This is a genomic window from Shewanella gaetbuli, assembly GCF_023284065.1.
Classification (GTDB): Bacteria; Pseudomonadota; Gammaproteobacteria; order Enterobacterales; family Shewanellaceae; genus Shewanella; species Shewanella gaetbuli.
In genome coordinates, this window is the sequence record NZ_JAKIKP010000004.1 from 23,862 (window position 1) to 44,538 (window position 20,677).

Here is a 20,677-nt window from a genome sequence, read left to right on the forward strand (position 1 = left end):
GATGTGGATATGAATACTCAATACCGAAAACCTCTTGAAGGTACCCAACTCGATTACTTTGATACACGTGAAGCGGTTGAAGCTATTTCTCCAGGAAGTTTTGCTAAACTGCCTTATACCTCACGTGTATTAGCCGAAAACCTAGTAAGACGCTGCCCAGCAGACAAACTTACCGATTCTCTTAAACAAATCATTGAGCGTAAGCGTGAACTAGATTTCCCTTGGTTTCCAGCCAGAGTTGTTTGTCATGATATTTTGGGGCAAACCGCACTAGTTGATTTAGCCGGACTGCGTGATGCAATTGCCGCAAAAGGTGGCGACCCAGCAAAAGTGAACCCTGTTGTGCCGACTCAATTAATTGTTGATCACTCTTTAGCAGTGGAACATGCCGGTTTTGAAAAAGACGCGTTTGAGAAAAATCGTGCCATTGAAGACCGCCGTAACGACGACCGTTTTCATTTTATTAATTGGACCAAAACCGCCTTTAAAAATGTTGATGTAATTCCGCCGGGTAACGGCATTATGCATCAAATAAACCTTGAGCGTATGTCGCCTGTTATTCAAGCGCGTGACGGTGTGGCATTTCCAGATACGTTAGTAGGAACAGACAGTCACACGCCAATGGTTGATGCTTTAGGGGTTATTGCTATAGGTGTAGGCGGCTTAGAAGCTGAAAGCGTCATGCTTGGCCGCGCGTCATATATGCGTTTACCGGATATTATTGGGGTAGAGGTTATTGGAAAACCTGCCGCAGGTATCACCGCTACCGATATTGTACTGGCCTTAACTGAATATCTGCGTGCACAAAAAGTAGTGTCATCGTACTTAGAGTTTTACGGTGAAGGTACTAAGCATTTAACCTTAGGCGATCGCGCGACTATTTCAAATATGACTCCAGAATATGGTGCTACTGCGGCCATGTTCTCAATTGATGAACAAACCATTGAATATTTGAAGCTTACCGGCAGAGAAGATGAACAGGTTGCACTGGTTGAGCAATACGCTAAAACGGCAGGCTTATGGTCAGACAGCTTAAAAGAGGCTGAATATGAGCGAGTACTTCAGTTTGACTTATCAACGGTAACCCGAAACATTGCTGGCCCATCAAATCCTCATAACCGTGTACCGACTTCTGAATTAGCTGCACGTGGGATTAGTGGTGTAGTTGAAAACGAAGCCGGTAAAATGCCAGATGGCGCTGTGATTATTGCAGCTATTACCAGTTGCACCAATACCAGTAATCCACGCAATATGATTGCAGCTGGTTTAATTGCCCGTAATGCAAATGCCAAAGGTTTATTAAGAAAACCTTGGGTCAAGTCGTCATTAGCGCCTGGGTCTAAAGCAGTCCAAATGTATTTAGAGCAAGCTGATTTACTACCAGAACTTGAGCAGCTTGGTTTTGGCGTGGTCGCCTTTGCCTGTACTACCTGTAATGGCATGAGTGGAGCGTTAGATCCGGTTATTCAACAGGAAGTGCTTGAACGTAAGTTATACACTACCGCTGTTTTATCTGGTAACCGAAACTTTGATGGTCGTATTCATCCACATGCCAATCAAGCGTTTTTAGCTTCTCCGCCTTTAGTGGTTGCTTATGCCATTGCAGGAACTATCCGATTTGATATTGAAAAAGATATTTTAGGGATTGATAAAGACGGTAACGAAGTTCGCTTAAAAGATATTTGGCCAACTGAGGAAGAAATTAATGCCATTGTCGCCAGCAGTGTTAAGCCAGAGCAGTTCAGACAAGTGTATAACCCAATGTTTGACATTAAAGTTGAATATGGCGATCACATAAATCCGCAATATGACTGGCGTGAGCAAAGTACATATATTCGTCGTCCTCCATATTGGGAAGGGGCATTGGCCGGTGAGCGCACCATGAAAGGGATGCGTCCACTCGCAGTATTGGGTGACAACATTACGACCGATCATTTATCACCTTCAAACGCGATTATGTTAGACAGTGCCGCTGGGGCATATTTGCACAAAATGGGCTTGCCAGAAGAGGACTTTAACTCTTATGCAACTCACCGTGGTGACCACTTAACGGCGCAGCGTGCTACATTTGCTAACCCAAAACTATTTAACGAAATGGTTAAAGAAGAGGGCAAAGTGAAGCAGGGCTCTTTGGCGCGCGTTGAGCCAGAAGGCACGGTGACACGCATGTGGGAAGCCATTGAAACCTATATGGAGCGTAAACAACCCTTGATCATTATTGCCGGTGCTGATTATGGCCAAGGGTCATCGCGTGACTGGGCTGCCAAAGGTGTTCGTTTAGCCGGTGTGGAAGTGATTGTTGCAGAAGGTTTTGAGCGTATTCATCGCACCAACTTAGTTGGAATGGGTGTGTTGCCGCTTGAATTTGTCAATGGTGAAAACCGCCATACCTATGCAATCGATGGCACTGAAACCTATGATGTTGTTGGCGAGCGTACTCCAGGTGCTGAGCTGACATTAATTATTCATCGTAATGATGGCCAAACCGTTAATGTACCGGTTAAATGTCGTTTAGATACCGCCGAAGAAGTATCAATTTATGAAGCCGGCGGTGTTTTACAACGTTTTGCCCAAGACTTCTTAGATGCTAACTCGAGCCAATAAACACCACTTGCAAGGCGGTAAAATTATTACCGCCTTTATGAGGAACTTATGTTTAAACCACAACTAAAAATACCGGCAACTTACATTCGTGGTGGCACCAGCAAAGGGGTGTTCTTAAACTTAACGGATTTACCTGAAGCAGCGCAAATACCTGGTAAAGCTCGTGATGAAATATTACTGCGTGTGATAGGTAGCCCAGATCCTTACGGCAAACATACAGACGGCATGGGCGGCGCAACATCCAGTACCAGTAAAACAGTGATATTGGCAAAAAGCACCCAAGCTGACCATGATGTAGATTATTTATTTGGCCAAGTCGCCATTGATAAACCCTTTATTGATTGGAGTGGTAATTGCGGAAACTTAACCGCTGCAGTAGGCGCTTTTGCTATTGCTAATGGTTTGGTTGATCCAAGTCGTGTCGTTGATAATGGCATTACTACCGTAAGAATTTGGCAAGCTAATATCCACAAAACCATTATTGCACATGTTCCAATGAGCAATGGTGAAGTTCAAGAAACTGGTGATTTTGAACTCGATGGAGTGACGTTTCCTGCTGCTGAGGTTAAAGTTGAGTTTCTTGACCCTGCTGATGGTGAGGGGGCCATGTTTCCAACGGGTAATTTGGTGGATACTCTTGACGTGCCAGAGGTTGGACAATTTGAAGCAACCTTTATAAACGCTGGTATTCCCACAATCTTCTTAAATGCTAGTGAGCTTGGTTATCAAGGCACTGAGTTACAAGATGATATTAATAATGATGAGTCGGCGTTAGCCAAGTTTGAAACCATAAGAGCATATGGTGCGCTTAAAATGGGCTTAATAACCGATATCGAACAAGCTAAAACACGCCAGCATACGCCGAAAATAGCCTTTGTTTCTCCCGCTACCGATTATATTACATCAAGTGGTAAGGCTATCACTGCTGACAAGATTGATTTGTCGGTAAGAGCCTTGTCTATGGGGAAATTACATCATGCAATGATGGGGACCGCTGCCGTGGCAATTGGCGCCGCTGCTGCAATTCCTGGTACCTTGGTGAACAAAGCGGCTGGTGGGCAAAAAACCGAGTCAGTGACATTTGGTCATCCCTCTGGCACGCTGAAGGTTGGCGCAGAAGCCGTTAACATTGATAACCAATGGCGAGTCACTAAAGCCATCATGAGCAGAAGTGCACGGGTATTGATGGAAGGTACTGTCAGAGTCCCGCAAGTGTAGCTTTTATAAGCATTTAACATCGTCAATGAAATGAAAACCTGAGATACATCTCAGGTTTTTTGTTTATAAGCATAGAAAAATAATTAATTTTCATTAGCTTAATTAGTTAACCCTTGTAAGAACTCATAGTGACATTGTTCAATAAAGTACTTGATCAACGTTCTAAATTAGTATTTTATATGCTGAAAATAAGTTAATGAATCACAGGTAGCAAACATTAGATTTTACAATATGGCTAACATCTTAACGATAAACGCTGAAAGTCATTGAAGATGAGCTAACCTACATAAGCTTGATGGAAGTTATTAGTCTACCAACCGCTTATGGATGATAAGCATCTGTGTGGGTGAACACATTACCCAAGCTGTAATCAGCAGGCAAAATTGCCACTGATATATTAAAAGGAAAACATTATGGTTGAACACATCACGGGTATGCTTGCTTTAATAGGTGTACTGTCGCTTTTGTGTCAATGGGTAGGATGGAAGCTCAGACTGCCAGCAATTTTGCCACTGCTTTTATGTGGTTTATTACTTGGCCCAGGCTTGAGTATTCTCAATCCTGATGAAATTTTTGGTGATTTATTATTCCCGATCATCTCTCTCGGGGTGGCTGTTATTCTATTTGAAGGCGCGTTGACGTTAAACTTCAAAGAGATTAAAGATCATGGCCGAATGGTAACCAACCTTGTGTCAATCGGCGCTATTATCACTTGGGCATGTATTGCACCTGCCGCTCACTTTTTAATGGGATTTGATTGGCCTGTTGCATTGCTATTTGGCGCTTTGGTGGTGGTTACTGGCCCAACGGTAATTGTTCCCATGCTGCGTACGGTACAACCACAATCAAAACTGTCCAGTATTTTAAGGTGGGAAGGGATTGTTATTGATCCTATTGGGGCGTTATTGGCGGTACTGGTTTACGAGTACATTGCCATTGCCAATGATCCCACAACTCATGTGCTATATGCGTTAGGGTTAACCTTAGTGATTGGTTTCGGCTTGGGTGCGGCAGCGGGTTACTTTATTGGTTTTGCCATCCGTAAAAACGTTTTTCCACATTACTTACGAAATACCGCAGTATTAACCATTATGTTAGGTATTTTTGTCGGTTCTAATCTTATTCAAGAAGAATCTGGACTATTAACGGTAACCGTAATGGGCATTTGGTTAGCCAATATGCGTGGCGTTGATATTGCTGACATTCTTGAGTTTAAAGAAACCCTGACCGTGTTACTCATTTCGGCATTATTTATTCTACTGGCGGCACGATTAGATTCAAATGCCATGTTAGGTTTGGGCATTGGTGCATTTGGCGTACTGTTTGTGGTGATGTTTATTGCGCGCCCATTAAGTATTTGGATTTCGGGTTTTGGCACAAACTTAACCTCTAAAGATAAATGGTTTTTAAGTTGGGTTGCACCACGGGGTATTGTTGCTGCGGCAATTTCATCTTTATTTGCTATCAAGCTGGAAGAATTAGGTATTCATGGCGCTAGTTCCATTGTGCCATTAGTATTCTTCGTCATCATCGGGACGGTTGTTATCCAAAGCTTAACTGCTGGCCCTTGGGCGCAGTTTTTAGGCGTTAAAGAAGGGTCTAATCAAGGTTTACTCATCTTTGGTGCCTCTAAGTTTTCTAGGGAATTAGCTTCACAGCTATTAGCTAAAAACATTAAGGTGATACTGGCAGACAGTAACTGGGATAGTATTCGTCAAGCACGAATGGAAAATATTCCGGTTTATTTTGGTAACCCCGCCTCAGAACATGCAACCAATTATATGGATTTAAGTGGCATTGGCCGCGTGTTGGTTATGTCGCCTTATCGTCAGTTGAATCCATTAGTTAGTTTTCATTTCCAAGACTTATTTAGTACAGATAAAGTTTATGGCTTAAATAATAATGAAGCTAATACCGGTAGTGGCCGCCACCAGCTTTCAGAGTCATATTTAAAACGCCTTTGTTTGTTTGGTGAAAACGTCAGTTATGCCAAAATTGCCAGCTTAATGGCTAAAGGCGCGGTGCTTAAAGTGACGAATATTACTGAAAACTTCAGTTATGAGAAATTCCGCCAGCGCTACGGTGAAACGGCAATGCCTTTGGTCTATATAACCAAAGATGCGAAATTGCATATTATTACTGGTGAAACAGAAAAACTGCCTGTAGGGATTGAGCTAATCAGTTTGTTACCGCAAGAAGCGCAAGAACAAGCCGTTATTCAGCGTAAACTTGATGAAGAAGCGGCACGACTTGCCAAAATAAAGGCCGAAGAGGAAGCCAAAGTTGCTGCTGAAGCTCGCGCACTTCGTGAAGCAGAAGAAGCAGAACAACGTGCAATTGAAAAAGCCCGCCGTAAAGAACAAGAGTTAACTCAGTTTGCTGAAGACGAGCATCAAAGACTATTAGAAGAAGAGCAGGCGGCCTTAGTTGAGCAAGCCCGTGCTGAAAAAGAGTCTGAAACGATTAATGTAAAATTGGCCACCAATGATAATAGTGAAGAAGTAGATGCTGAATCTAGTGAACAAGTTGGCTCAGTAAACGTTGCAACAGACAACAAATAAACTGACTACTGCAAATTAGCACCGTGGTGTTAACAATCAAAAACCCGACTACTATGTCGGGTTTTTGATTATAAATATGCGCTTAAAGTTCTTATTGTATTGCTAATTACTCGATGGTCGTGGTGTTGGTTTTTACTTTTGTTGTGGCTGCTTTTGTTGTGGTTGCATAGGTCTTGTAAGCTAAGGCAACAAAAATCGCTCCGCCAATAATATTACCAAGAGTAACAAAGCTAAGGTTGTATCCGATATCTGTTAAGCCGACAACGTTTGAATCAATAAAGTAGGTAATCGTTAACAGGGTCATATTGGCTATACTATGCTCAAATCCACTGGCAATAAATACAAATAAACACCAAAAAATTACCACCAGCCTAGCAATATCACTATCCACTTTTTTACTCATCCAAATAGCTAAACAGACCAACCAATTACATAATGCCCCTTTAGCGATTAATTGGAGAGGAGTGGCATGGATTTTCTTCAATGCTACTTGGGTTATTAATTCCGCATGTGAAAAAAGGTAGCCTTTTGCCAACAGGTATATGGCGACCAAAACCAGTGCACCACATAAATTTCCTATCCAACAGACTACCCAAGTGGCTAGTAATTGGCGTATGTTGACGGTTTTTTTTGCCATACCAATCGTCATATACAGAGTGTATCCGGTAAATAATTCAGCACCGGCAATAACGACTAATGTTAAGGCTACAGCAAATGTTGCACCTAACACTAATGTTTGTACATCAGCGGGTAACGGATTGGATACGGTGAAAATAAAAATGATACCGATTCCAACATAAGCCCCCGCAAGCATACTGCCAATGAAAAATGACCAAGGTGAATGTTGAAGCATTTGGGCTTTTTCATGGGCGACACCTGCAAAAGTATTGATGTTATTTCTCATGAATTGATTCCTGAATTTGATGCGGTTCAGTGGCAATGTGTTGGCCAAACATCACTCTAATTGCTGGCCATAAACAACATAAAATCGCCAATAATAAGAACGTGTTACCAACATAAACTTGTTCAGAATATAAATAATTAAGGCAAATGTTGTGGTTGAATTAGCCGGACACTTCAATAAAGGAATATAATAATGCCATTATTGAGGTGAATATGACTAAACGAATAAATAAACAATATCCAGATGATTTTAAACGTGACAGTACCTTTAGTTGCTCATTAATTTGTTTGCCTGAGCTTTGAAACTGTTCAGCATGTTTTCGTCTGGCAACATTCTCTTTACTAGCCATGATTCGGTCATGCATATCTATGAGTTCATCAATCAAAGTGGCTCTTGTATCAAGTACCACAGCCGTCAGTGTTGCATGTCGTCTTAATGGTTCAAAATCCCTGAGATGTTGTGGTGTCATTTGACCACCTTCACGGGCTATTTTTCTAAGCCTATTTTGATGAACCATTTTTTCCAGACCATCAGGTAGTGGTAAGGCCTGAGACTTATCGACACTTTTTATGGTAAAAATTGTAACTTAAACCATAAGAGGTCAACCATGAGTAAAGGTACTCGTTATACTAATGAATTTAAGCAAGAAGCCGTCAATCAAGTCATTAAGCACGGTTATTCTGTCAATGATGTATCTGAGCGTTTAGGGATCAGTTCTAAAACCTTATATGCTTGGACTAAAACATTCTCAAAGCCCCCAAAACAGCGTGAAAATGAGCAAGATTTACAAACTCAAATTGCACAGCTGCAACGTGAATTAAAGCGTGTACAACAGGAGCGCGATATCCTAAAGGAGGCCGCAGTGTTCTTTGCCGTCGAGTCAAAGAACGTTACCCGTTCATAAAATCTCGAAGTAAAACTTATCCCGTTCGTGTGCTATGCCAAGCGCTGAATGCGCATCCCAGTGGTTATTATGAATGGTTAAAAGCGCCTAAGAGTCAACGTGAAATCAATGATGAAAAACTCACTGGTCGCATTAAACAAAGTTGGTTAGAAAGCGGTGGGCATTATGGTTATCGTAATATTCATCTCGATTTAGTTGAGGCAAATATCAAATGTGGTCGTGACCGCGTATTAAGGTTGATGCAACGCGCCAAGATTAGTGCACAGCGAGGGTATAAAAAACCAAAAGTAGATTATGGCGGAGATGTTCATAAAGCGGCTCCTAATCAACTAAAAAGAGACTTTAACGTTGCACAACCTAACCAGTGGTGGGTAAGCGATATTACTTATATTCACACGCACCAAGGTTTCTTGTTTTTGGCCGTCGTAATGGATTTGTATGCCAGGAATATAGTCGGCTGGTCGATGTCTAATCGAATGACAGATGATTTAGTGCTTGATGCATTAACGATGGCGTACTGGCGACGTAAACCCAAAAACACAGTTAAGCTTCACTCAGACCAAGGCAGTCAATACACAAGCCGTCGATATAAGAAATTACTTGCGACATTAAATATTGAGCAAAGTATGAGTCGACGTGGAAATTGTTGGGATAATGCTGTTGCGGAAAGCTTCTTTAGTAATTTGAAGAAAGAAAAAGTTAGGCGTATTAAGTTCAAAACACAAGAAGAAGCTAGACTAAACATTTTTCAATACATAGAGATGTTTTACAATCCCAAAAGGCGTCATACCGCTAATGGCAGGGTTTCACCAGTTGAATATGAAAATCAATATTTTAGGACGTTAAAAAGTGTCTAGAATTCCTAGGCCTTACCAATAGATGGTGCCTTATAAAAAGAGTAACTACTAGCTGATATTGCAATTAGACCTAATGCTATTGAACGCCCAATATAGGTAATGTCTAATATTCGGTGACAAAACTCCAAGGTGGTGGGGGAAATAAAATTTCGACCCCCTTAACCTAGCTGTACTGACTTAAAATTAAAAGGCTAGCAACTTAATAGCTATGATTAAGCACTAGCCTAAAACTAAAGAGTCAAACCTTGTTATTTTGCAGTATCTAAAACAATTTTGGCTTCATCATACCCTTTTTCAGCAGCGATAGTCATGTTTAATAAAAACAAATCTTCATCACCAGCGTCCAAATACCCCCAAGCTAAGAAGTAATAATACTCAGGAAGATCTCGATACTCTATAAACTTTTTAGCATAATCAAGTAACAGTTCTGAATCTTTTTTAAATGGGCCATACCCAAGAAAAAAAGATTTCAATACAAATATTTCACCGTCAATGCTATCTCCTTTATCAACTATACGTAACAGTATTTCCTTTAATTGATTAGCATATTCATCTGGCACATCGTCAATTACTGCCAAAATATATTCGACTTGAGCATCAATATGTCCCTGAGCTGCTGAGGATTCCAACATCTTTAAGCGATGATCATTATTAGATGAGAAATTAGCCCCAGCCCAGATAGCATGTGGCAACCCCTTATTAATATAAGGTAATAACATTTCATGACTACAATTAGATTTCGTCGAAAAATATTTTCTTATGCAAAATTCAACTGCACCATGCTCAGTAGTTAAAAATCGGTTTTTAATTTCGTCTAAGTATTTCTGGTCTGCACTTAATCTGTATAAGCTAACCAGTGACGACACTTTTAATTTTTCAACGATTGAGTCATTACCACTAATATAAAGCTGCTTAGCCCTTCTATTTACCTCATGATAAAAAGATCCTTTACCATCGCCACATGTAGAAAGAGTTTTCTGAATACTTCCAGAAGTATTGGCACTCTGAATAACATCATTTACTTTGATTAATTCATCTAAATCACAAGCTAAACTTGAATTTTGAAAAATTAAACTAGCGGCCAGAATAAGCCATTTCACCATGGTAGTTTGCAAAACTTTCTGCTCCATTTTTGATAACTTGTAATAACGGTATTTGTACATAAGGTTGCTGGCACAAGTTCATTGTTCTGCGCAACTAAATCAGGACACTTTTCTTAAGGAACTTTGCTCATAGTCTACTGGCGACAGATCACCATTAGCTGTATGAAGTCGTTCTAAGTTGTAATAGCGCATATACGCCGTCACATCATTTCTCATATGCTCACGATTTGGTTGTGGGACTTTCAACAACCAATCATGTTTTAAGCTGCCGAAGAATCTTTCTACAACAGCGTTATCCCAACACGCACCAACGTCCCCATACTCGCCCTAATTCCATAGTTGGCTAACAGTTTTCGATAATGCTTACTGGTATATTGTGAGCCTCTATCGCTGTGAAATACTAAGCCTTTTGGTGGCTGGCGTAAGTTATAAGCTTTCATCATCGCTTTACTTACCAAGTCAGTAGTCATCCGTTTATCAATATGCCAGCCAACAATACGACGTGAGTATAAATCCATAACGATAGCTAGATACATCCAACCTTCGCCAGTTCTGAGGTACGTCACATCACCAGCCCATACCTGATTTGGAGCCACAGGATTAAAGTTCTGATTCAACAGGTTATCAGCAACGGCATCACTGTGCTTACGTTTGGTTGTTACCTTGTAAGCTACTCGTTGAGTAACAACTAAACCAAGTGTTGCCATTAACTTTTGCACGCCATAATCACTGACGTTAAAGCCCTCTCTGCGTAACTTCTTTCCAAGTTCCCGATAGCCCAAGCTATTTCTACTTCTCTCGAAGAAACGCTTTGCCTGTCGGTATAAATTCAGTTGCTTTACTGTGATTATTTTAGCTGGCCGTTTGAGCCAAGCGTAATAAGCACTGCGACTTACTTTCATCACTTTACAGAGCTTAACTACGGGAAATACCGAAGATAACTGCTTAATCGTTTTAAACGTTACTTGGTTTCCTTGAGCAGGAGGGCGCTGGCCTTTTTTAGTATCTCTTTTTCCATCCTTAGCTCTTTGTTTTCCTTTCGTAGCCTTAACAGCTCAGCTCGTTCATCCGCATTTAAACTGGCTCCATCTTGCTCTGCTTCAAATTTAGCTTTCCAGTTATAAAGTAACTTATCCGTGATACCTAAAGACGCTGCTGCCTTTGGTACGCTATAACCTTGCTCGGTTACCAATGCTACGGCTTCTTGTTTAAATTCTGCCGTGTAACTTCTATATGTTCGTTTTGTCATTTAACACCTCAATAATTGGATTATATTCCATTATTAAAGTGTCCTGTTTAATTCAAGCAGATCATAATAGTATAGATGCTGAACATAAACCGCGAGTCGCATTTGTTAGTATTGATATTGTGCCAGCAACTGTGAGTCAATTAGCCACCTATATGGATTTTTTTAATCCACAGTTTATAGGGTTAACAACCGAGCCTAAGCAGCTTGATGAACTGTTTAACAGTTTAGGGGCAAGTTATAGCATTATTCAAAATGATAATGGCGGCGTTGATATGGAGCATTCAAGTGCGATCTTTTTGATCTCACCCAATAAGGAATATATTGCCAGTTTTCCTTACATGTTAACGGCAAAACAAATTAGCGATGATTATCAAACTATTATTGCCAGTGAACACTGGTAACTCAGCAATAGCTTTAACCATAAAAAATGGCATACATTATTAAAATAAATGTATGCCATATATTTGAGAAACGTACGGAATAATCAATCCGCAAAGCTTGTTGTATCAGCTTATAGTAAATCTAAAATAACTTGATGATGGTCTTTAGTTTTGAATTTGTTTACGAAATGACTCACTTTGCCGTCGGTGCCAATAATAAAGCTTAAACGGTGAATGCCATCGTAGACTTTACCCATAAACTTTTTCTCACCCCATACACCAAACGCATCAGCAACAGCATGGTCTTCATCGCTAAGTAAATGAAAGTTGAGTTGTTGTTTATCAGAAAACTTTTGTAATTTAGCCACCGGATCAGGGCTAATGCCTAGTACGGTCACCTTGCTTGATTCAAGTTGTGTTTTTATATCGCGTAAACCTTGAGCTTGTACGGTACAGCCTGGAGTTGAAGCTTTTGGGTAAAAATACACTAAAACGGGGCCTGATTTTAAGCAGTCACTTAACGTTACTGTTTCATCATATTGGTTTTTTAAACTAAAATTTGGCGCTGTATCGCCCGCTTGTAAAGTATTCATTTTCTTTCCTTAGTCACAATAATTCATATCATTGTGGAATTACTAGGCTTTAATAGGAGCCTGAAGCTAGGTTATGTTGATTATTCTGAACTTGTGCCTTGCATTAATTTAATGCTGCATTCTAAATTCATGTCGTCAGCAAGCTGGTGGATCATTGACTCTAATTGAGTTAAATCTACTTTGTCAGGAATATTAATGGCTAAAAAGATAGATTGAGTTTGCAGGCCATTATTATCATCTGCATGTGAACGCACTGCAGCTAAGTCCAATGAGCGATCTGCCAAGAATTGAGTAATAGACTTCATGGTGCCGCGTTGGTCCTCACCAGTGAAAGTGACTTCAACCCGAGAAACAAAGTTTTTAGGCACATGTTTTGATGTGCGCTTCATGACGGTCATTAATTCCAGTTCAACGCTTAAACTGGGTAATAATGATTCAATTTTGGTGATTGCTGACCACGAGCCAGAAATCATCATAATAAGGGTAAACTCATTACCAAATAGCGCCATACGGCTATCAACGATGTCACAATCACAATCACTGGCTAAACGAGCTAAACGACTAACAAGGCCAGGGCGATCTGTACCCATTGCGGTAACGACCAGAAAGTTGGTCATGAAATATCCTCATTGTTAAAAATACTTGCGAGTACTATGAAAAGTACAATGACTTATTTTGAGTGATAAACACTCAATATTGCAACCGCATATATTAACATATCACTACTGTAATCAGGTAATAATGTTAAAAATAGTCCAACTTAAGCTGACGTTCGCTTAAAAATTGTTCCAGCTGAAGCTTATTCGTCTAAAAATGGATTCTGTTGATGTAAAAGTAACTCAAAAAAGCATAAAATGCTTCGTTCATATTCCGAAACAGCATCTTATGGCTTTTTAGGGTATTTTTGATTTCAACACTGCTAAAGCTTGTTATTACTTGATAGCATCAGTAACATAGCGAATCCTGAAAACTTGGGGAATTTAGATGATAAACGGAAGCATCGTAGCCTTAATCACACCAATGAATAGTGATGGCACAGTAGATTATGCAAGTCTTGAAAGACTGGTTGAGTTTCATATTAATCAAGGCACTGATGCAATTGTTGCGGTAGGTACCACAGGCGAATCAGCCACTTTACCAATGAAAGAGCATATTGCGGTCGTTAAACAAACCGTAAAATTTGCCGCCAATCGTTTGCCTATTATTGGTGGCAACGGGGCCAATGCTACAGCCGAAGCTATTGAATTGACTAAAGGTATGCAAGACTCTGGCATTGATGCGATGTTAGGGGTAACACCTTACTATAATAAACCTAGCCCAAAAGGTCTTATTGCGCATTACAAAGCCGTTGCCGCAAGCACTGATATTCCACAAATACTTTATAATGTCCCCGGCCGTACCGCGGTAGATATGAAGCCAGAAACTATTGCTGAACTGGTGGAAGTGAATAACATTATTGGGGTTAAAGAAGCGACGGGAGATGTTAGCCGTGTTGCTCAGTTAAGATCACTATGCGGTGATGATTTTCTCCTTTATAGCGGTGACGATGCTACTGCTCGTGAGTTTTTACTAGCAGGCGGAAATGGTGTTATTTCTGTCGCTAATAATATCGTGCCTAAAGCCTTTAAAGCGATGTGTGATGCTGCACTTGCTGGCGATGCACCAAATGCGGCCCAAATAGATGAACCGCTTCGAGGCCTTTATAGTTCGTTATTCTGTGAAGCTAATCCAATTCCTGTAAAGTGGGCCGTTCATAAAATGGGTTTAATTGAAGATGGACATATTCGTCTACCTTTAACTGAACTTTCTGAGCAGTATCATGGTCTGTTAATAGATACCATGAAAAATGCGCAAATTGAGGTGTAACCCTACATGTATAAAATTGTCACCCCTATAATTCTCATAACAACACTCGCGGCATGCAGTACACCAGTTGATCGTCGTGTCGCTAATGGGTCTGATGAATATACCAAAGCTCAAGAAATTCCTTTGTTAACGATACCTGAAGGGTTAAATCAACCTCGATACAGTAAAGAGTACCAAATTCCTCAAATTGGTTCGAAGGCTGATTCTGCACTTGTTGGTAAAAAATTAGATATTCGCCCACCACTGCAGATTATTGCTATGGCCGAAGGCACCCATGTTGAAGAATCTAATGACAGTATCAAAATTATTATCGAATCTATTGATAATAAAACTGACTTAAAACAAGAGATATTTGACGTTATTAACGGTTATTTAAGTCAAAATAACATTCCTAAACTTGTGGAAAACTTTGACACAGGGGTTATTGAAACTGACTGGATCGAAAACAAAGAAGTGATTGATACTAGTTGGTTTGGGGACGATAAGGTTTATTTATTGCGTCAACGCTATCAGTTCAATATCAACGTAAAGCCTCATGGAAGAACGGGTGATGTTAGTATTAATTTGCTTGATCATGAAGAATATTATGATGAAGCCGAACAAGAAATTTTGCTAACGGATATCGATAAGCAACGTTACTCGATTGATATGTTAAATAACACCATCGCTTATATGGGCTTAAAACGTGAGCGAGCCATTAAAGCCGCTCGCATAGAACAAAGCTTAGGTATCGATATTGACTTAGTTGAGCCAGGTGATGAGCAGGAATCTTATTGGTTAGCTCAGGCAGACTTTAAAAAGACTTGGGATCGTTTAAGAATTGTATTACCTGAGTTAGGTTTCGATGTTGTTGATATGGATTCGAGCAAAGGCTTATTTTATATCAACCTAGAAGAAAGTGGTGGATTCTGGAGCTCATTATGGGGCGAAGAGAAGTTATCACTGCAGAAAGGTAATTATCGAATGCTGCTTCGTACTACCGATGATACAAATCAGACAAAGATTCTATTACATGATGTAGCCGATGAGCCAATAAGCAATGAAGCCATTGCAGAGGTTTATAATCGTATTGCGGCTCAAATGAAAGAAGACAGAAAAGTCAGATAATCGCTTTTATGTTTATGCGGTATCAAAAAAGCCCTAGATAAAATCTAGGGCTTTTTGTTTTACCAGCGTTCGTAATCTTAAGAGTTTCCTAAACCCGAAGTGGCTGATTTCTTCTGAATTAATTCAATTTTATAGCCATCAGGGTCTTCTACGAAAGCAATTTCGGTAGTGCCACCAGCAACAGGACCTGGTTCACGGGTTACTTTTCCCCCAGCGGCTTTAATTGCTTCACAACGCGCGTAAATATCCTCTTCACCAATGGCAAGGTGACCAAAACCATTACCTAGGTCGTATTGCTCTACCCCCCAGTTATAGGTTAATTCAATTACCGCTTGACCCGTTGATTCCTCACCAAAACCCACAAAGGCGAGGGTATACTGGTATTGTTCATTTTCAGATTTACGTAAAAGTCTCATTCCCATTACTTCAGTATAAAATGCGATACTGCGATCTAAATTACCAACTCGAATCATGGTGTGTAAAAGTTGCGACATGCTAGATACCCGTGGTTGTTCATTAATTTATTTGAGTGAACAATCATAGCAATACTGCTAACAGCTTAAAAGAATTCAATAGCTTAAAAATACCTGTTTTAGTTCACATTTGTGTGTCACCAAACTTTAAAAATTGTAAATTAAGGTTATTATTTGTTTATCGAAATAGGGAGAATGCTATGACTACAGAATTAAAAATGGCCTTAGGCACAACAATCATTATTGCTATTTGCTTCAGCGCTTTTTTTGTATCAATGTACTAAAAATTAGTAAAGATACCTTTTAGTAATCCATTTTTTAAAAAGAGCTTTTGATCATATGATCAAAAGCTTTTTTTATATTGCTGATTTTTCAATGTTACAAAAGTGGCATAATGCTAAACTTTAGTCATTAACAATCCCACTCATATAGCTAAGTAGGTGACATGAGACAAAGAGTTTTATTTTTTGATTTATTACGTTGTGTAGCCGCAGTTGCGGTAATAGCCATTCATGTTCTTGCTCCTTACCGGACTGAATTGGGTATTATCCCTATGGATGAATGGTTAACTGCCATCGGAATAAACAGCGCATCAAGGTGGGCTGTGCCAGTGTTTATTATGATTACTGGCGCATTAATGCTAAGTGATAATCGGCCGTTTGATTTTAGCTACTATGTCAAAAGACGCTTAGGCAAAGTATTGATTCCCTTTTTAGTCTGGTCAGTATTTTATGCAGTACTTGCTGGGTTTACTCTTTCAGGATTTAATGGGCAACATGTCATTGAGGTACTTCAAAATAGTCCTAATGAGGCGACCTATTATCATTTAGGCTTCTTTTATTACTTTATCCCGCTTTATTTTGTTATTCCATTATTTCAAATGGTGATTAAGCACTATGGTGACAAGTATTTAACTCCATTTGTTTTGGTTTGGTTAGTAACCAGTTTATTGAACTTATTGAGTATCAAAGGTATCTGGAGCAATGACTTATGGTTATATAGCGGCTATTTACCCTTAGGTTACTTGCTTTATCAGAAAGTACCACTGAATAAAGCGGCAGTATCGTTATTTACTCTGATGGGTATTGCGGCGATATTAACCACTTTTTATATGGTTGCAAGTGACAGCATGGCACAAGGTGAATATTCGGTTGGAAAGTGGTTATCTTATAAAACCCTCAACGTGATCTTGGCTGCCAGTATGATATTTATGTTGTGTCGTTATGTGGGTGAAGGGTTATCGGCATCGACCAACAAAATTGTCGGTTTTATCAGTACATACAGTCTAGGCATTTATATTTTACATCCTATATTTTTATGGCCAATGAAAGAATTTGGTTGGCATCAAGGTCATCCAGCGTGGGTTATTCCATTGTGGATAGTGATAAGCGGTGTTTGTGCATTAATGCTGAGCTGGTTGTTTGCTCGTTCTGAGAAAACAAAATGGTTATTGCCTTAATACTGTACTGATTGAAAAAGCCGCATTGTGCGGCTTTTTCAATTTCAGTTCACTAAATAAAGCAATTTAAGTTCTCTTGCTAAAGTGTGAGCAGTGCTAAACATGACAATCTTAAAAATTAGACTAAAACGACTTATTACATGGACTTAATCCGATTTTCAGGTTTTATTAGGTTTGTAGAATGTGAGTTTTACTGAGTTGTGTGAAATTTTCTAGTGGATTTACCATGCTTTGTTTAGCTGTATATTGTGTTTTAGTAAGTAATTGCCTAAGCGTAATAGAATCAAATTGGCGGCAATGCGTGAATGGAACTACCCACAGCCTGTATTTAAGCTTGTAGTTAAGTTAGAAACTTAAAGTCTTCAGTATTTTATGTCTACTCAGTCTTATCTTTAAACTCACATAAATCTTCAATAATACAGCTACCACAACGTGGTTTTCTTGCTATACAGGTGTAGCGTCCGTGAAGAATAAACCAATGGTGAACATCAACTTTAAATTCAGCTGGAGTCACTTTAAGCATTTTCTCTTCGACTTGGTCTACATTCTTACCCATTGCAAATTTAGTTCTGTTTGCCATTCTAAAAATGTGGGTATCTACGGCTATAGTTGGCCAGCCAAAAGCGGTATTTAATACCACATTAGCGGTTTTTCTGCCGACTCCCGGTAGGGCTTCTAAGGCTTCACGGTTTTCTGGCACTTGGCCACCATGTTGATCAAGCAATATTTTACAGGCCTTAATGACATTAATGGCCTTATTGTTATATAACCCAATGGTTTTGATGTAATGCTTTAACCCTTCAACACCTAAGTCATAAATGGCTTGTGGTGTATTGGCTACAGGAAATAGCTTATCAGTGGCTTTGTTGACACTGACATCTGTGGCTTGTGCCGATAAGGTTACTGCCACTAACAACTCAAACGGAGAACTAAAGTTAAGTTCAGTTTCAGGCTTAGGATTGTTATCTCTAAGACGGGTTAATATTTGAATGCGTTTTTGTTTATTCATTTTTATTAACTTACTTTGGTTATTCTGGCACGAGTTACTGTGCTAGCCTCAGGTTTTGGTGCTGCTTGTTCGATTTTTTGATCAATTACATTTTTAAGTGCAATTAATAGTCCCATGGCAATAAATGCACCTGGTGGGAGAATTGCCAGTAAAAAAGCATTATCAACCTGCCAAACATGGATTGTCAGTGAAGCAGCCCATTCACCTAGTAATAAATCTGCGCCAGCGAATAAGGTACCTTGGCCAATAATTTCACGCATGCCGCCTAAAACGACAAGCACAAGAGTAAAACCAATGCCCATCATCAAACCATCAAATGCTGAATGTGCCAATGAATTGCGTGATGCAAATGCTTCGGCTCGGCCAATAATGACGCAGTTAGTCACAATTAAAGGCAAAAATATCCCTAAAGAAAGATACAAGCCATAAGCGTAGGCGTTGATCAATAACTGCACGCAAGTTACCAAGGTGGCTATAATCATTACAAATACAGGGATTCGAATTTCTTTCGGCACAAAATCTCGTACTAAGGATACCAAGATATTTGAGCCAACTAACACTAATAACGTGGCTAAGCCCAACCCTAATGCATTTGTTAATGTTGCGGTAACAGCAAGTAGTGGGCATAAGCCTAATAGTTGAACTAAACCAGGGTTGTTGTTCCATAAACCTTGTTTGGCGATTTCTGGATATTTACTCATGGTTTTCTCCACATTTACGTCCACTTTGATACAGTCCCTTACGGTTTTGAACGACAAAATTGACTGCATTATTAATGGCTTTTACATAGGCTCTTGGGGTGATGGTTGCGCCAGTAAATTGGTCAAACTTTCCACCATCTTTTTTAACCGCCCAAGTGTTGTCATTCGTTGTCCACTGTATATTAGTGAATGTGGTTACCCAATCAGATTTACGCAGTTCAATTTTATCACCTAAGCCAGGAGTTTCTTGGTGGGTTAGGGTGCGTACTCCGAGTAACTGGTTATTATTATCAATGCCCACAATCAATTTAATTTCACCGTTGTAACCATCTGGCGCAATAGCTTCAATTGCTATTGCCACCGGCTGATTATCTTGTTTAGCAATATAGGCTGGTAGATCTTCTTTAGAGCCCAGTAACTCAGGTGAGTTAACCCAAACACAGGCATTGACCAAGTCATTATTATGAAAGTCATCAGGGATAACTTGGGTTAAAGTGCTTTTAAGTTGTTGTTGCTGTTGCTGATAAATAGTGTCTTTAGTCATGCCGTTGACTAATGCCACTAAGCCTGTGCATAGCAGAGCAAATATCCCAAGGATTAGACCATTTTTAAGCATTAAATTTTCTGTTAATTTCACGACTTAATTTCCTGAACGATGGCCATAGGCTCTTGGGCGAACATAATGATCGATAAACGGTGCGCACATATTGGCGAGCAGCACAGCAAACGCCACTGCATCGGGATAACCGCCGAAAGTTCGAATGATATAAATCAATACACCAATCATAGCGCCAAAAATTAACCGACCTTTGGCACTGGTGGCGGCGGTTACTGGGTCCGTGGCAATGAAAAATGCCGCTAACATCGTGCCACCTGAAAACAAATGCATAATTGGGCTAATATGTGTATCTGGGTTTAACATAAACCCGAAGCTTGAACATATAAATAACGCGCCTAAAATAGCAAAACTAATGTGCCAACGAATGACTTTTAGCTTGAGCATGATTAAGCCGCCAATCAGGTAGGCTAAATTAACGCCAAACCAACCTACACCAGCCATATTGGCGAAAATGGGTTTTAGTAAACTTTCGGTAGTGGTCAACCCCATTGATAAATCGGTTTTTAATGTATCAAGTGGCGTAGCCATAGTTTTGCCATCAAAAGAGATATTGTGGCCTAAGTTGATAAATTCAGGTGTGAAAATTCCCTGAAGGGCATAACGTAAGCCAACACTATGCTGCGCAACACTGTGTGGCGTTACCCAGTCGGTCATTTGTACCGGGAATGACACTAACAGTAAAACATAACCCGCCATGGCTGGATTAAAAATATTATTGCCTAAGCCACCGTATAAGTTCTTTACGATAACAATCGCAAACAAAGTCCCTATAACAACAATCCACCATGGTGCCAATGGTGGAATAGCTATCGCAAGTAGCAGCGCGGTAACCAGTGCGCTGTTATCTTTTAAAGTATCCGCTACGGGTTTATTTCTTAGCTTTAATATACTGGCTTCAGCAATATAAGCTGTTACCAAAGCCAAAATAATTTGTATAAAAGTGCCCGCACCAAAAAAATACAATTGGGCTGCTATGCCCGGTATTAGGCATAACGCCACTCTTAGCATCACTTTATTAGTATGCAATGACGTTGAAACATGGGGCGATGAGGCAATTTTAAATGCCATGG

The 20,677-nt window shown here is 39.9% G+C and carries 18 protein-coding genes and 1 pseudogene; 8 read left to right on the forward strand and 11 right to left on the reverse strand.

Features of this window, described 5'->3' with window-relative positions; translation table 11 throughout:
• Window positions 1–9: 9 nt before the first annotated feature.
• The 3 genes from acnD to L2672_RS07015 all read left to right on the forward strand — a co-directional run bounded on the left by acnD (window position 10) and on the right by L2672_RS07015 (window position 6,383).
• Window positions 10–2,604 (forward strand): Fe/S-dependent 2-methylisocitrate dehydratase AcnD, encoded by a 2,595-nt coding sequence (gene acnD / locus L2672_RS07005; protein WP_248995130.1) that lies wholly within the window; start codon window positions 10–12, stop codon window positions 2,602–2,604.
• A 48-nt stretch (window positions 2,605–2,652) separates the two neighbouring features.
• On the forward strand, window positions 2,653–3,822 hold the full coding sequence (gene prpF / locus L2672_RS07010; RefSeq protein WP_248995131.1) for a 2-methylaconitate cis-trans isomerase PrpF: 1,170 nt from the start codon (window positions 2,653–2,655) through the stop codon (window positions 3,820–3,822).
• 413 nt (window positions 3,823–4,235) lie between these two features.
• Window positions 4,236–6,383: a cation:proton antiporter domain-containing protein gene (locus L2672_RS07015; RefSeq protein ID WP_248995132.1), complete on the forward strand. Its 2,148-nt coding sequence runs from the start codon at window positions 4,236–4,238 to the stop codon at window positions 6,381–6,383.
• A gap of 106 nt (window positions 6,384–6,489) precedes the next feature.
• Here the strand turns inward: L2672_RS07015 and L2672_RS07020 are convergent, their stop codons facing one another.
• Both L2672_RS07020 and L2672_RS07025 read right to left on the reverse strand, forming a co-directional pair.
• Window positions 6,490–7,287: a formate/nitrite transporter family protein gene (locus tag L2672_RS07020; RefSeq protein WP_248995133.1), complete on the reverse strand. Its 798-nt coding sequence runs from the start codon at window positions 7,285–7,287 to the stop codon at window positions 6,490–6,492.
• Window positions 7,288–7,447: 160 nt separating this feature from the next.
• The gene (locus tag L2672_RS07025; RefSeq protein ID WP_248995134.1) at window positions 7,448–7,756 is read right to left on the reverse strand and encodes a hypothetical protein; all 309 of its coding nucleotides are present in this window, start codon (window positions 7,754–7,756) and stop codon (window positions 7,448–7,450) included.
• 138 nt (window positions 7,757–7,894) lie between these two features.
• Between L2672_RS07025 and L2672_RS07030 the strand changes: the two genes are divergently transcribed.
• Window positions 7,895–9,048 (forward strand): IS3 family transposase gene (locus L2672_RS07030; protein WP_248995135.1). Its coding sequence is split into 2 segments (ribosomal slippage): window positions 7,895–8,141 and window positions 8,141–9,048, totalling 1,155 coding nucleotides; the frame shifts between segments, so codons are not numbered across the junction.
• Between the two features lie 248 nt (window positions 9,049–9,296).
• Here L2672_RS07030 and L2672_RS07035 read toward each other — a convergent pair.
• Complete coding sequence (locus tag L2672_RS07035; RefSeq protein WP_248995136.1) at window positions 9,297–10,178, reverse strand: hypothetical protein; 882 nt, start codon at window positions 10,176–10,178, stop codon at window positions 9,297–9,299.
• Between the two features lie 72 nt (window positions 10,179–10,250).
• Window positions 10,251–11,400: pseudogene (locus L2672_RS07040) on the reverse strand (IS3 family transposase).
• Here L2672_RS07040 and L2672_RS07045 point away from each other — a divergent pair.
• Complete coding sequence (locus L2672_RS07045; RefSeq protein WP_248995137.1) at window positions 11,385–11,801, forward strand: SCO family protein; 417 nt, start codon at window positions 11,385–11,387, stop codon at window positions 11,799–11,801. The pseudogene L2672_RS07040 and the gene L2672_RS07045 overlap by 16 nt on opposite strands.
• Before the next feature lie 110 nt (window positions 11,802–11,911).
• Here L2672_RS07045 and bcp read toward each other — a convergent pair whose 3' ends face one another.
• Together bcp and L2672_RS07055 are read right to left on the reverse strand one after the other, a co-directional pair.
• Window positions 11,912–12,373: a thioredoxin-dependent thiol peroxidase gene (gene bcp / locus L2672_RS07050; RefSeq protein WP_248995138.1), complete on the reverse strand. Its 462-nt coding sequence runs from the start codon at window positions 12,371–12,373 to the stop codon at window positions 11,912–11,914.
• A gap of 80 nt (window positions 12,374–12,453) precedes the next feature.
• Window positions 12,454–12,990 carry a glycine cleavage system transcriptional repressor gene (locus tag L2672_RS07055; RefSeq protein WP_248995139.1) on the reverse strand — a complete coding sequence of 179 codons (537 nt, stop codon included), beginning with the start codon at window positions 12,988–12,990 and terminating at the stop codon, window positions 12,454–12,456.
• A 367-nt stretch (window positions 12,991–13,357) separates the two neighbouring features.
• Between L2672_RS07055 and dapA the strand changes: the two genes are divergently transcribed.
• Together dapA and bamC are read left to right on the forward strand one after the other, a co-directional pair.
• On the forward strand, window positions 13,358–14,239 hold the full coding sequence (dapA, locus tag L2672_RS07060; protein ID WP_248995140.1) for a 4-hydroxy-tetrahydrodipicolinate synthase: 882 nt from the start codon (window positions 13,358–13,360) through the stop codon (window positions 14,237–14,239).
• 6 nt (window positions 14,240–14,245) lie between these two features.
• Window positions 14,246–15,346 (forward strand): outer membrane protein assembly factor BamC, encoded by a 1,101-nt coding sequence (bamC, locus tag L2672_RS07065; RefSeq protein ID WP_248995141.1) that lies wholly within the window; start codon window positions 14,246–14,248, stop codon window positions 15,344–15,346.
• A gap of 77 nt (window positions 15,347–15,423) precedes the next feature.
• Here bamC and gloA read toward each other — a convergent pair whose 3' ends face one another.
• Window positions 15,424–15,840, reverse strand: coding sequence for a lactoylglutathione lyase (gene gloA / locus L2672_RS07070; protein ID WP_248995142.1), 417 nt, complete (start codon window positions 15,838–15,840; stop codon window positions 15,424–15,426).
• Window positions 15,841–16,264: 424 nt separating this feature from the next.
• Between gloA and L2672_RS07075 the strand changes: the two genes are divergently transcribed.
• Complete coding sequence (locus L2672_RS07075) at window positions 16,265–17,278, forward strand: acyltransferase (protein ID WP_248995143.1); 1,014 nt, start codon at window positions 16,265–16,267, stop codon at window positions 17,276–17,278.
• A 376-nt stretch (window positions 17,279–17,654) separates the two neighbouring features.
• Here the strand turns inward: L2672_RS07075 and nth are convergent, their stop codons facing one another.
• The 4 genes from nth to rsxD are packed head-to-tail and all read right to left on the reverse strand — an operon-like array spanning window position 17,655 to window position 20,675.
• Window positions 17,655–18,287 carry an endonuclease III gene (gene nth, locus L2672_RS07080; protein WP_248995144.1) on the reverse strand — a complete coding sequence of 211 codons (633 nt, stop codon included), beginning with the start codon at window positions 18,285–18,287 and terminating at the stop codon, window positions 17,655–17,657.
• 5 nt (window positions 18,288–18,292) lie between these two features.
• Entirely contained in the window at window positions 18,293–18,988 is a 696-nt protein-coding gene (locus L2672_RS07085) for an electron transport complex subunit E (RefSeq protein WP_248995145.1), read from the reverse strand.
• Window positions 18,981–19,604, reverse strand: coding sequence for an electron transport complex subunit RsxG (rsxG, locus tag L2672_RS07090; RefSeq protein ID WP_248995349.1), 624 nt, complete (start codon window positions 19,602–19,604; stop codon window positions 18,981–18,983). The genes L2672_RS07085 and rsxG overlap by 8 nt, the downstream gene beginning before the upstream one ends.
• Before the next feature lie 24 nt (window positions 19,605–19,628).
• A complete protein-coding gene (gene rsxD, locus L2672_RS07095; RefSeq protein WP_248995146.1) occupies window positions 19,629–20,675 on the reverse strand; it encodes an electron transport complex subunit RsxD in 1,047 nt (348 codons plus the stop codon).
• Between the last annotated feature and the right edge of the window lie 2 nt (window positions 20,676–20,677).

What these genes read in the sequence shown, in the direction of transcription:
- bcp (WP_248995138.1), bottom strand. Translation starts at nt 12,373, where the DNA reads ATGAATACTTTACAAGCGGGCGATACAGCGCCAAATTTTAGTTTAAAA.
- L2672_RS07015 (WP_248995132.1), top strand. Translation starts at nt 4,236, where the DNA reads ATGGTTGAACACATCACGGGTATGCTTGCTTTAATAGGTGTACTGTCG.
- L2672_RS07025 (WP_248995134.1), bottom strand. Translation starts at nt 7,756, where the DNA reads ATGACACCACAACATCTCAGGGATTTTGAACCATTAAGACGACATGCA.
- gloA (WP_248995142.1), bottom strand. Translation starts at nt 15,840, where the DNA reads ATGTCGCAACTTTTACACACCATGATTCGAGTTGGTAATTTAGATCGC.
- dapA (WP_248995140.1), top strand. Translation starts at nt 13,358, where the DNA reads ATGATAAACGGAAGCATCGTAGCCTTAATCACACCAATGAATAGTGAT.
- prpF (WP_248995131.1), top strand. Translation starts at nt 2,653, where the DNA reads ATGTTTAAACCACAACTAAAAATACCGGCAACTTACATTCGTGGTGGC.
- rsxG (WP_248995349.1), bottom strand. Translation starts at nt 19,604, where the DNA reads ATGCTTAAAAATGGTCTAATCCTTGGGATATTTGCTCTGCTATGCACA.
- L2672_RS07085 (WP_248995145.1), bottom strand. Translation starts at nt 18,988, where the DNA reads ATGAGTAAATATCCAGAAATCGCCAAACAAGGTTTATGGAACAACAAC.
- L2672_RS07055 (WP_248995139.1), bottom strand. Translation starts at nt 12,990, where the DNA reads ATGACCAACTTTCTGGTCGTTACCGCAATGGGTACAGATCGCCCTGGC.
- rsxD (WP_248995146.1), bottom strand. Translation starts at nt 20,675, where the DNA reads ATGGCATTTAAAATTGCCTCATCGCCCCATGTTTCAACGTCATTGCAT.
- L2672_RS07035 (WP_248995136.1), bottom strand. Translation starts at nt 10,178, where the DNA reads ATGGAGCAGAAAGTTTTGCAAACTACCATGGTGAAATGGCTTATTCTG.
- L2672_RS07020 (WP_248995133.1), bottom strand. Translation starts at nt 7,287, where the DNA reads ATGAGAAATAACATCAATACTTTTGCAGGTGTCGCCCATGAAAAAGCC.
- bamC (WP_248995141.1), top strand. Translation starts at nt 14,246, where the DNA reads ATGTATAAAATTGTCACCCCTATAATTCTCATAACAACACTCGCGGCA.
- nth (WP_248995144.1), bottom strand. Translation starts at nt 18,287, where the DNA reads ATGAATAAACAAAAACGCATTCAAATATTAACCCGTCTTAGAGATAAC.
- L2672_RS07075 (WP_248995143.1), top strand. Translation starts at nt 16,265, where the DNA reads ATGAGACAAAGAGTTTTATTTTTTGATTTATTACGTTGTGTAGCCGCA.
- acnD (WP_248995130.1), top strand. Translation starts at nt 10, where the DNA reads ATGAATACTCAATACCGAAAACCTCTTGAAGGTACCCAACTCGATTAC.
- L2672_RS07045 (WP_248995137.1), top strand. Translation starts at nt 11,385, where the DNA reads ATGTTCGTTTTGTCATTTAACACCTCAATAATTGGATTATATTCCATT.